The 11,263-nt window shown below is 44.2% G+C and carries 7 protein-coding genes; all 7 read right to left on the minus strand.

The window, feature by feature from the left end:
• Positions 1–197: 197 nt before the first annotated feature.
• The 7 genes from IQ234_RS10205 to rpoD all read right to left on the minus strand — a co-directional run bounded on the left by IQ234_RS10205 (position 198) and on the right by rpoD (position 10,610).
• Positions 198–1,409 carry a tetratricopeptide repeat protein gene (locus IQ234_RS10205; RefSeq protein ID WP_193957010.1) on the minus strand — a complete coding sequence of 404 codons (1,212 nt, stop codon included), beginning with the start codon at positions 1,407–1,409 and terminating at the stop codon, positions 198–200.
• A 597-nt stretch (positions 1,410–2,006) separates the two neighbouring features.
• Positions 2,007–4,793, minus strand: a complete 2,787-nt coding sequence (locus IQ234_RS10210; RefSeq protein WP_193957011.1) for a cation-translocating P-type ATPase — start codon at positions 4,791–4,793, stop codon at positions 2,007–2,009.
• 223 nt (positions 4,794–5,016) lie between these two features.
• Positions 5,017–6,123 (minus strand): hybrid sensor histidine kinase/response regulator, encoded by a 1,107-nt coding sequence (locus IQ234_RS10215; protein WP_193957012.1) that lies wholly within the window; start codon positions 6,121–6,123, stop codon positions 5,017–5,019.
• A gap of 104 nt (positions 6,124–6,227) precedes the next feature.
• Complete coding sequence (locus tag IQ234_RS10220) at positions 6,228–6,665, minus strand: pentapeptide repeat-containing protein (RefSeq protein WP_193957013.1); 438 nt, start codon at positions 6,663–6,665, stop codon at positions 6,228–6,230.
• Between the two features lie 114 nt (positions 6,666–6,779).
• Positions 6,780–8,252: a BCD family MFS transporter gene (locus IQ234_RS10225; protein WP_193957014.1), complete on the minus strand. Its 1,473-nt coding sequence runs from the start codon at positions 8,250–8,252 to the stop codon at positions 6,780–6,782.
• Between the two features lie 72 nt (positions 8,253–8,324).
• Positions 8,325–9,152, minus strand: coding sequence for an Rpn family recombination-promoting nuclease/putative transposase (locus tag IQ234_RS10230; RefSeq protein WP_193957015.1), 828 nt, complete (start codon positions 9,150–9,152; stop codon positions 8,325–8,327).
• Between the two features lie 207 nt (positions 9,153–9,359).
• Positions 9,360–10,610 carry an RNA polymerase sigma factor RpoD gene (gene rpoD, locus IQ234_RS10235; protein WP_193957016.1) on the minus strand — a complete coding sequence of 417 codons (1,251 nt, stop codon included), beginning with the start codon at positions 10,608–10,610 and terminating at the stop codon, positions 9,360–9,362.
• Positions 10,611–11,263: the final 653 nt, after the last annotated feature.

Genomic DNA, 11,263 nt, shown 5'->3' on the forward strand with positions numbered 1-11,263 from the left:
TTACTCGCTAAAAAGCATACAGGATAAAGGTAACAGCAACTTTAAAACCCTTTCCCTAAAAAATTAAGCGAACTAATGAGTCATGAGAAGCGATCGCTCATTCAGACGAGTTTAGGTGTTGGCTGTTGGGTTTCGCTTTCCCCTAAAATTGAGAGGTTTTCTTTAACCCATTGATTCGCTCAACCCAAGAAAAAGGACTAGACCGCGCCTAATTCCCGTAGGAATTCCATAACCGCTTCATAGGCCGCTGCGTTTCCTTGCTGGCGGAACAGTTCGGCGGCTTGTCGGAAATCTCTGATCGCTTTTTCCCTTTCTTGTCGAGAGTAATAAAGAACCCCCCGATTGGCGTAAGCCTCGGCGTCTCGGGGATTAATGTTGATCGCCTGATTGAAATCGGACAGGGCGAGGTCGGGTTTCCCCTGTCCGGCGTAAAGAACCCCCCGATTCAGATAAGCATCGGCGTCTCGGGGATTAATGTTGAGCGCTTTGTTGTAATCGGACAGGGCGAAGTCGAGTTTCCCCTGTTGTCGGTAAAGAAGCCCCCGATTGACGTAAGCACGGATGTCTCGGGGATTAATTTCGATCGCCTGATTGTAATCGAACAGGGCGAGGTCGGGTTTCCCCTGTTGGTAGTAAAGAAACCCGCGATTGATGTAAGCTTCGGCCAATCGGGGATTAATGTTGAGCGCTTTGTTGTAATCGGACAGGGCGAGCTCGAGTTTCCCCTGTTGTTGGTAAAGAAGCCCCCGATTGACGTAAGCCTCGGCGTATCGGGGATTAATGTTAAGCGCCTGATTGTAATCGGACAGGGCGAGGTCTGGTTTTCCCTGTACGGCGTAAAGAAACCCGCGATTGCTGTAAGCTTCGGCCAATCGGGGATTAATGTTGAGCGCTTTGTTGTAATCGGACAGGGCGAGATCGAGTTTCCCCTGTTGTTGGTAAAGAACCCCCCGATTGACGTAAGCCTCGGCGTATCGGGGATTAATGTTGAGCGCCTGATTGTAATCGGACAGGGCGAGGTCTGGTTTTCCCTGTACGGCGTAAAGAAACCCGCGATTGCTGTAAGCCAGGGCCAATCGGGGATTAATGTTGAGCGCTTTGTTGTAATCGGACAGGGCGAGGTCGGGTTTCCCCTGTTGTTGGTAAAGAAGCCCCCGATTGACGTAAGCCTCGGCGTATCGGGGATCGAGTTTGATCGCTTTGGTGAGTTCAGCGAGGGCGAGATCGTATTTTTCCTGTTGGATGTAGTCAATTCCCCGGTTATAGTGGCCGATCGCGTCTTGATTGTTCCCTTGAGCGATCCGGGTTTCGGCTGGTTGTCGGCTCTCTGGCACCATGGCGGGGCGAACAGTCGCGAGGGTGGAAAGGCTGATTAGGCTAAGGGTGGTAAGAAGGGCAAAGGATTTCATGGCTAGTTCCTCGGTGGGGATGATTTTAAATTGTAGGGTTTGCTGAAAAAGTTTTTCCCGGGGGCAGGGTGTAGGCTTCGGCCGTGAGCTCAGCGTTCGACCGAGCGTTCGACTGAGCTCACGCCGAAGTCTCACGCCGAGGTCCGAACGGGTATAGGGTTTTACTCATTTTCAGTGGCTCAATTACCTAATTTTCAGGGAAAAAGTGCCTAAATTTCCCCCCTGATCACTCCAAGTACGGGCAGTTTTTGATTTCAAAAAAGCCTCAAAATATTATCCAACAAGGTTTTTAGATTTATTCAGCCAGCCCTACTTATCGCTCTTGGAGGGAGTCTGGCAAAAGTCTTACAGTCTCTAAACTCTAGCTCTCTTATGGGGTAAGCCTTCAAGCTATCGCTAACTAACAGAAACCTGAAATTTGAGTTTTTATTAGAAAAAAAGTTAGCGATCACTTGTCAACCAAGAGTTTCAGAATCTGGATTCGGTCAGGGATTTCCGAAAGTTCCAGAAGAGCGATATACTAAATCTGGTTATTAAAAACTGATTATTTATTCTCCGTTTTGCCTCTTGCCCTCTGCCTCCTGCCTCCTGCCTTCGTTATCGCCGATGATACCAACGGGTAAATAATTTTTCTAACTCCACCCAAACGAATAATAGGGTACTAAATCCCAAACAGATTAATAATTCTTCTTTAGTTAAAAATTGAGTACCGAAAAAATCCCGCAGAGCAGGAACATAGATTAACATCAGTTGAAAAATTGTCGTCAGGGTTACTGCTACCCAGAGATAGGGATTAGTTAAGGGATTCATTTCTATGGTAAGATGATCACTTGATCGCACGGAAATGGCATGACCCATCTGAGCTAAACAGAGAGTAGTAAAAACCATAGTTTTCCATGAACCAGTATTACCAAAAAGTGGATCCAAGCGCACAGCGATTAACATTTGAGTGATATTAATAATCGAAAAAATAATCCCAATTCTCACGATATAAGTTCCCAAACCGCGAGCAAAAATACTTTCTTGGGGACTAAAAGGAGGGCGACGCATAATATTAGGAGAAGGGGGTTCCACTGCCAAAGCTAACGCGGGTAAACCATCGGTAACTAAATTCATCCAGAGAATTTGTAAGGGAGTTAGGGGAGTAACTAAACCCAAAAGAGGCGAAGCAGCGATAGTAATTACTTCCCCAATATTACTGCCGAGAATATATTTAATAAAACTGCGAATATTGTTATAAACCACTCGCCCTTCTTCCGTGGCAGCGACGATGGTGGCAAAATTATCATCAAGGAGAATCATATCACTAGCCTCTTTGGTGACATCGGTGCCGGCGATTCCCATGGCAATACCGATATCTGCTTGTTTCAAGGCCGGAGCATCATTCACCCCATCTCCGGTCATAGCAACAAATTTACCCTTTTTTTGCAAGGCGCGGACAATAGTTAGTTTATGTTCGGGGGAGACACGGGCATAGATGTTAGTTTTGTCAATGAGGTTTTCTAGCTGAATTGGTGATAATTTATCTAATTCTTGCCCTGAGATGACTAAAGCTCCCGCTTGGGCAATACCAAGACTTTTAGCCACCGCTAGAGCAGTTAATTGATGATCGCCGGTGATCATAATCGGACGGATTCCCGCTTCTCGACACCTAGTCACGGCGATTTGTACCTCCGGTCGCGCTGCGTCGATCATACCGACCATTCCTAGCCAAATTAGCTCATCTTCGCTGATTTCAGTTAATTCTGGTGGATAAATCAGGTTTTTATAGGCCAATCCTAAGACTCGTAAACCCCTGTTAGCCATAGCATTGTTAGCGACTAAGACTTGTTCTTTTTCCCTATCCCCAAAAGGAAGACTTTCTAATCCCGATTGATAGGAGAGACATTGTTCAAGGATTAATTCCGGGGAACCTTTGGTAAATAGTACGGGATTGACTCCTTGACAAATGACCGACATTCGCTTTCTTTGGGAAGAAAAGGGGATTTCAGCGATTCTAGGGAACTCTTGCTTGGTTAGGGATAAATTTAAGCCCGCTTTCGCCCCTAAAACTAATAAAGCTCCTTCCGTGGGGTCGCCTAAAATGCTATCGTGACCGTTATCGAGGTTTAAACTGGCATCGTTGCAGAGGACACTGGCAATTAAGAGATGATGTAATTCTAGATCGGTTTTGGGATCGATCGCCCGTTGCTCGGAGTCTAAAAATTGTCCTTTTGGGCTATATCCTTCCCCAGTAACTAAAAAACTGCGATTAACCGTCTCTATCTCCCGTACAATCATTTTATTTTCCGTTAACGTCCCGGTTTTATCGGAACAGATCACATTAACAGAACCAAGGGTTTCTACTGCTGGCAGTTTACGAATCAAGGCCTGACGTTTGACCATGCGTTGAGTACCTAGGGCGAGCGTTAGGGTGATAACTGCGGGTAATCCTTCGGGAACGACGGCTACTGCCATACTAAGGGAAACTTCGACCAATTCCTGTAGGGCCGACCAACCGGCATTGATCAGGCCGATGGTAATAGTCAGGGCAACTAGAATGAGAGAACCAGCAACAAGGACATTACCCAAGTGAATCATTCTTTTTTGGAGAGGAGTGGGTTCATTGCCGACTGTTGCTAACATTTGAGCGATTTTGCCTAATTCCGTGGTCATTCCCGTATTGGTAACGATGACCTTGGCCCGGCCTTGCAGTACCTCTGTTCCAGTAAAGACAAAATTTAAGCGATCGCCAAGGGGAGTGTCCCTGTCTAAAGGTTCAATGGAGGCGTATTTACTAACACTATTTGCCTCTCCTGTCAAGGCCGATTCGCGAATTTGCAGGTTAAAAGCTTCGATAATTTGGCCGTCGGCGCTGATTTGGGTTCCCGCTTCAATCAGCATGATGTCCCCGGGGACGAGATTAACCGCATCTATTTCTCTGCGTTGGCCCTCGCGGATAACATTAACTTGGGGGGAGGAGAGTTTTTTTAAAGCGGCCAGAGCTTTTTCGGCGCGACTTTCTTGCAGATATCCGAGGATACCATTGAGGATGACAATTGTTAAAATAGCGATCGTATCTTTGAAGGGAACACCAATTTTAGCCAGATGACCGCGCTGCAATTCCAGTAAATCCAGTCCCCCAGAAATTATGGCCACGGCAATTAAGAGCAGGAGCATAATATTGGTAAACTGATCCAGGAGAATTTGCCAATTACTGCGCCCTGGACGTTCTTTTAGTTCATTTTTGCCATAATATTTAATTCTTTCGGCGATTTGCTCCCTATTGAGGCCATTAACAGCGGAACTACCGAGGATAGATAGGGTGGTTTCCACCGGATAAGTATGCCAAGGTTGTTGCAAGTTAACGCTAGAATGGGCAGAATAGTCGGCATTAGCGGCCATGGCAAGTGAAGATAGTTGATCTAGATAGATCTTAGCCCTTTCTTTCCCCGGTCACAGGAAAAAACAAATGTTTAAACTAGCTCTCCCTGCTCATAGACAGTCTTAAGGAGTAGTGTAGATAAGTAGCTGGTTATAATTAAATTGAAGATAGATCCCCCCTTAATCCCCCCTTGATAAGGGGGGTGTCTGAAAGTCTTTAACATCTACCTACTTAGTCAACAGCTTAGTAGGGTAAAGTAAACCAAAATTGTGAACCTTTTTCGTCATTATTCATAATGCCAATTTCACCCCCGTGAGCATGGATAATTTGACGACATAGATATAAACCTAGTCCTAAACTAATCTGATTATTATTGCCGCCTCGTTGATAGCGATCAAATAATTGTTTTCTCTGGGTTTCGCTAATTCCCACCCCATTATCGGCAATGCTACACCGGAGATAATTGCCCTCTAGTCTAGCGGATAAAGTGATAATTATCCCTTGAGGATTGTGTTTAAGGGCATTGGCTAATAAATTCTCAAAAACTCGCCAGAGATGGTGAGCGTCGCCATTAACTAAGGGTAAATCGGGGGAAAAGTTATTAATTAAAGTTGCTTGATTTTCCCTTAATCTTAACTCCCATTCCTGACTGATTTGTTGACCAATTTCGTAGAGAGATAAAGGCTTTAGTTCTAGGGAAACTCCCCAAAGATCATTCTGTCGGGTTTCGACTAGAGAATCAATTAAAGTTAATTGTCGATCGCAACTGTCGGCCATCTGTTGTAAAATCTTCCGGGATACTTCTTTAGTTTCTCCCTGAGAATTTTTAATTAAATTATTTAAGATCATTGACATACCGATCACGGGATTTCGGAGATCATGAGAGACAGCATGAAGATAAATTTCTAAGGTTTCCTCAGTTTTTTGACGTTCTTTAATTTCGTTTTGTAGTTGTTTTTTTTGACGGCAAATAGTTAATTGATTTTCGATGCGTGCCATGAGTTCTTCTCCTTGGAAAGGTTTAGAAATATAATCAACACCTCCCACTTGAAAAGCTTTGACTTTATCTAAGACATCATCAAGAGCGCTGATAAAAATCACGGGAATTTCTCTGGTTTTTTCATCAGCTTTTAACCGTTCACAAACTTGATAACCATTGAGATCGGGCATATTAATATCGAGGAGGATCAGATCGGGAATTAGCGATCGCACGGTATTCAGGGCCATCTGTCCATTAATCGCTTTGCGTACCTGATATCCCTTCTCGGTGAGCATAATCGACAATAGCCGCACATTATTGGGCAAATCATCGACAATTAAGACACTAGAGCGCGGTGTGAGTTGAGTCATGCCGGTTATTTTATAACTCAAACTGTTTAGTAAAAGTGTATAAAAAAACAGACGCGACACTTGCATCTGTTACAAAATTAACTATATTTTGAGGACAAGAACATCTAAGGATTTTCACCACCCACAGCGATGCCTGTACCATAAATCTGAGCATTTGTCAAGTTAATTCTCTCCATTGATGCACCCGTCACATCAGCATCATAGATCATGGCACTGGTGAAATTAACACCATTGAGATTAGCTTGATTCAAACTGGCATTAGTCAGAAAAGCTGCGGTTAAATTTGCGCCTTCTAGGTTAGCATCGGTCAAATCTGCGCCCTCTAAGTTAGCTTCCTCCAGATTAGCTCCCTGTAAATTCGCTTTTCTCAAATCTGCACCGATTAGATGCGCCCCTCTTAAATCTGCACCCCGGAGATCACACCTCGGACATTCCCCCGTATTCAATAATTGTTGCACCTGTCGGGGATTTTCCGCACCGACGGGGTTAATCAGCAGTAAGGAAGCTAGGGAACCTAGGGCAATCATTAAAGTCCTTTTCATAGTTTTAGCCTCCTCTTTCGTTTTCTTCTCTACTTTTAGGATAGGAAAAAAGCTGCTAACCAACTTCCCCCGATCGGGCTAATTCTCCCGTTATCTCACTTTTGCTTGCTTTTGCTAGTCGATCTCTCCTTTCATTACCGTTGCGATCGCTGCTCGGGCATTTTCCTTAAATTCCTTGACATCGACGCGACTTAATAACCAAATTGCCAGGATCATTCCCAATGCTTGCAGGAGGAAAACTAAGCTATAGGCTAAAACCGGACTAGAAAAGATAACTTTACCGATATTTAAAATCGTACCGCCTAAAACCGTGGCTAATCCCCGGGCGATCGCTTGTGATAATCCCCAAGCGCCGATAAAAGTTCCCGCAGTTTCGGCAGCGGTTAAATCTAACATTAAACTGGTAGCCCCAGCAGTAATCATTCCCGAAGCTAAACCGAAAAAGAGCAAGCTTGATTTTAATAAACTTTGATTAGCAGAAAAGCCCGCAAAAATCAAGAGAATAAAACAAATTGTTGCAAAAATACAGCCATATTTAGTGGTTTTTTGTTTACCGACGCGGGGAATGAGCATAAATCCCGTGGCAGCGATACCAAAAAGGGTTCCAGTTCCCCAAAAAGCGTTTAATTGGGTGGTTTGGGCGATACACATCCCAAAAACCTCGCCCCCAAACGGTTCCATAATTGCATCCTGCATAAATAGACTCAAAGTCATCATCAGCAGAAAGGTGAAAAATAAACCGGTTTGCCGACTAGCGGTGAGAACCTGTAACGCATCTTTGAAGGTAATTTGATCCTCTCTTTCGACGAGAGTGGACCGACTACTAAAACGAGAATATTTTTTTTCTACACCAAAAGTCGCCAAAATGCAGAGACCAAAGACGATGGCGGGCATAATTGTAAAAACTGGGTTAATTGTCGCCTGTAGCTGCCCAATATTGGCCATAGGGGCTGATTGGGTGGGATCATAGCTGATAATAGCTGTACCGCAGATATTGGGACTATCCAGCAGACGAGAACTAACGATTGCCCCGACAACAATTCCCACCATCAGCATTGACCAAACTATACCAACTAATTGCGATCGATTATCTTCATCGGACACATCCACCAAGAGGGCAGCAAAAGGGGTGGAACTGGCGCTTAAAGCGAGTCCGTAGAGGGCGAAAATTAAGGCTAAGAGGGCAATCCAAGCGTAGGAAATGGTATTCCATCCCGAAGTTTGAATACTAAGTCCCAATTGCCAGACTACCTGCAAAGCAATAAAAGCTAAAGCGGTAAAAACTGCCGCCCCAATCCAGACATAACCGCTGCGATGATGACCTAAAATAGTTTTACCGTCGGATCTTTGCCCAAACCAGATGCGTGCTGGACTAACAAACTGGTGCATAGCGATCGCAGCTGCGGCGAGAAAGGGTAAAACTTTTAACTCATCGATCATAATCCGATTGAGAACCCCCAAAGTCAGCAGGGACATAATACCTAGTCCCATTTGAAAGAGTCCTAAGCGAAACATGGTGAAAAGTCCCAGTTTTGGCAGGGGTTTTGGGGATGAGTGAGTAGAATGGGGAATATCGCTAGTAGCCATGGTTAAATCAATACGGGAAAAAAGCCAGTATTTAAAAATTTAACGCAGGACGAGCAGACATCTTCTGGGGATTTAAATTTCTATCTCCGATAACCAAGTGGTCAGATCTGTCAAACTGGTAAAATCGAGCAGCGCTTCTCCTAAAGTTTCTAATTGTTCTAGAGATAGTTCTCGGATTTGTTGGCCCAAAGTCGAGGATATTTCACCTAAACGACGGTTAAGTAGCCGTAGAATCAAAGAAACCGCTTCTTCTCGTCTTCCTTGTGCTTTTCCACTTTCCCGGATATCCTGATAAATAACTGATTCGCGCATAATTTCTTCCCTTAATAAACTTCCGATGATTTCCTTACTTAATACTAATCCCGCCAGAATTGCTGTGGCGGCGGCTAAATTGCTTTTTTCAGTTCTACCCTCGATATTATCAATTTTTGCGGCTACTTGTCGTAGGATTTCGGGACGATTAGGGGTTTTTCCTAGATTGGCCAAGGGTAACAATCCTGATAATCCTAACATTTCCTCGGCTGGAATTTCCCAGAGACGAAGCACTTCGTATTCATGACGGGTATTGGGAAGGATAAAAGCATTTTCCTGCACCAAAGGTGATGAGGTTTCTTTCAGGTAAATTACCACTTGTCGCATGGTTTTTTTGGGGAAGCGACGATAGACTCTAGTGCGATAATCTAACATCCGAAAGGACATTTTTGGGTCAGGATCGGTCTGGAATTCGAGATGAAGAATCATCGTATCTGATTCTAACAAAATCAGGGCATCCGCCCGAATCGGTTCTAGAGACAGTTCCGAGGGACTCAATTGGGTGAAGGAGAGGGGTTCTCCTAATAACCATTGGGCGAAGTCACGACTATAATTTTCGGCGAGAAATTTACAGACATTATCATACATTTCTTGATTCTAATCAATGAGATATTTATGGCGTCTCTGATCAAGATGAAGTGTAACCTAATTTGGTATCGACGAGCGACTCCCCAAAAGAAAAACTTTGTACCTCATCATTAAGATAACTGCTGTAAATTCGATCGAGGAAAGTGTAGATAACAATAAAACTGAGCCTCAAGGAGACTCAGTTTCTAGTTTTTTAAGAGCGGGAAATTAACGAATGTACTCTTTGAGGATACTATTACGGTTAGGGTGACGCAGTTTCCGCAGGGCCTTGGCTTCTATTTGACGAATGCGCTCGCGAGTAACGTTGAAAATCTGACCGATTTCTTCGAGTGTTTTCATCCGGCCGTCATCTAAACCGTAGCGCAGCCGCAGCACATCGCGTTCACGAGGACTAAGGGTATCGAGGACGTTTTCTAAATCCTCGCGTAACAAATTTTTAGAAACTTCATCTTCTGGGGTTTCTCCATCCGCTTCGATAAAGTCTCCTAAACGGGAATCTTCTTCTTTACCGATGGGAGTCTCTAGAGAAATCGGTAATTGGGCAGATTTGGCAATAAAACGCAGTTTTTCGATGGTCATCTCCATCTTGGTGGCGATTTCTTCCTCGGTGGGTTTGCGGCGCATTTCCTGAGAAAGAATCTTGGTGGTTTTTTTGATCCGGGAGATGGTTTCGTAGAGGTGGACGGGAAGACGAATGGTGCGGGATTGATCGGCGATCGCGCGGGTGATGGCTTGACGAATCCACCAAGTGGCATAGGTGGAGAATTTATAACCCTTTTCGTGGTCGAATTTTTCGGCGGCGCGGATCAAACCGAGGGAACCTTCTTGAATTAAATCTTGGAAGGAAAGACCGCGATTCATGTATTTCTTGGCGATCGAAACCACTAAACGCAGGTTCGATTGTACCATTTTCTCCTTAGCGCGACGACCATGGTACAAACGACGCTTAAAGGCCGATAAGTATTCCTTTGATTTCGCCTGCCATTCTTCCAGCATGGGAGCCATTAGCTCCGTTTTACCTAAATAAGCCTTAATATCCGATAGTTTCGGTTCTTTTTCCGATTTTTCAACGATAATTTTTTCGATGCGCTCGAACAGGAAAACCTGTTTTCCCCATTCAGCATCGCTATAGAGGCAAAAATCTTCGCGAATGCGTTCTAATTTCAGTAGATCGGCGATTTTTCTCGCTAATTCGATCTCCTCCTCCGCTCTCAATAACCGAATCCTGCCGATCTCTTGCAGATAAATCCGAATCGAATCTTCTGTATAGGGTTTTTTTCTAGCGGCGTCGCGACGACGAGCGCTGGCAAGGCGGCGGGTTTTTTTGCCATCGTTGCTATCGCTGGTTTCTTCTAGCTCTAACTCGATATCCTCATCATCGAAGTCTTCGTCTAGGTCAATCAAATCTAAATCCAATGGCGGCTCGGTAAGGGTTAGTACATCGTGGGCCTGCATCATGCCGTTTTCCTCTTGCTCCTTCTGTGCAAAACTAGAAGATCGAATCTCAATCTAGGTGATACTGAACAAATTTTTGTCTCAAATCCGAGACGGGGAAAGACTTTTCCGATTGTAGCTTTAATTACAACAAATGGGAGAAGATTTTTGCTTAAATTTCCTTGTGTCGATGCGATTTTAGCGACACGGAATGCTGTTTTAGCTCGGTCAACTCATAATCTGGCTCCTGCAAAAATTGGGTAAATGGCTTGAGGAATGAAATCCGATCGCCGGTTTGTCTGCGGTGTTGACCAGATAGCTAAGTATCAAAGGAATTATGGGGTGGGTTAACTGTTCCCACTGGCAAGAGGAAAATAATCCCTATTTGCCTTGGCTAATTCCTTTAGTCTTTAGCTATTGTATTTAATTTGATCGGATTCTTACGGATAAATTTCATCCCTCATTGCTTTTACGCGAATCCAATTTTAATACAAGTGTATTAAAATCGTTAGAGCCCAAGCTCATAATATTAACTTAGCAACATTTTAGAAATTTGCGAGACAAATTTAAGATTTTCTCCAATAGCGACGTGGGAATTATGAATTATGAATTATCAATTATGAATTGGGGAAGTGGGGGAATTTCAAGTAATACCCTAACATCTGAACGCCCTATCT

This window comes from Microcystis aeruginosa LEGE 91341 (assembly GCF_015206885.1).
Taxonomy (GTDB): domain Bacteria; phylum Cyanobacteriota; class Cyanobacteriia; order Cyanobacteriales; family Microcystaceae; genus Microcystis; species Microcystis aeruginosa_H.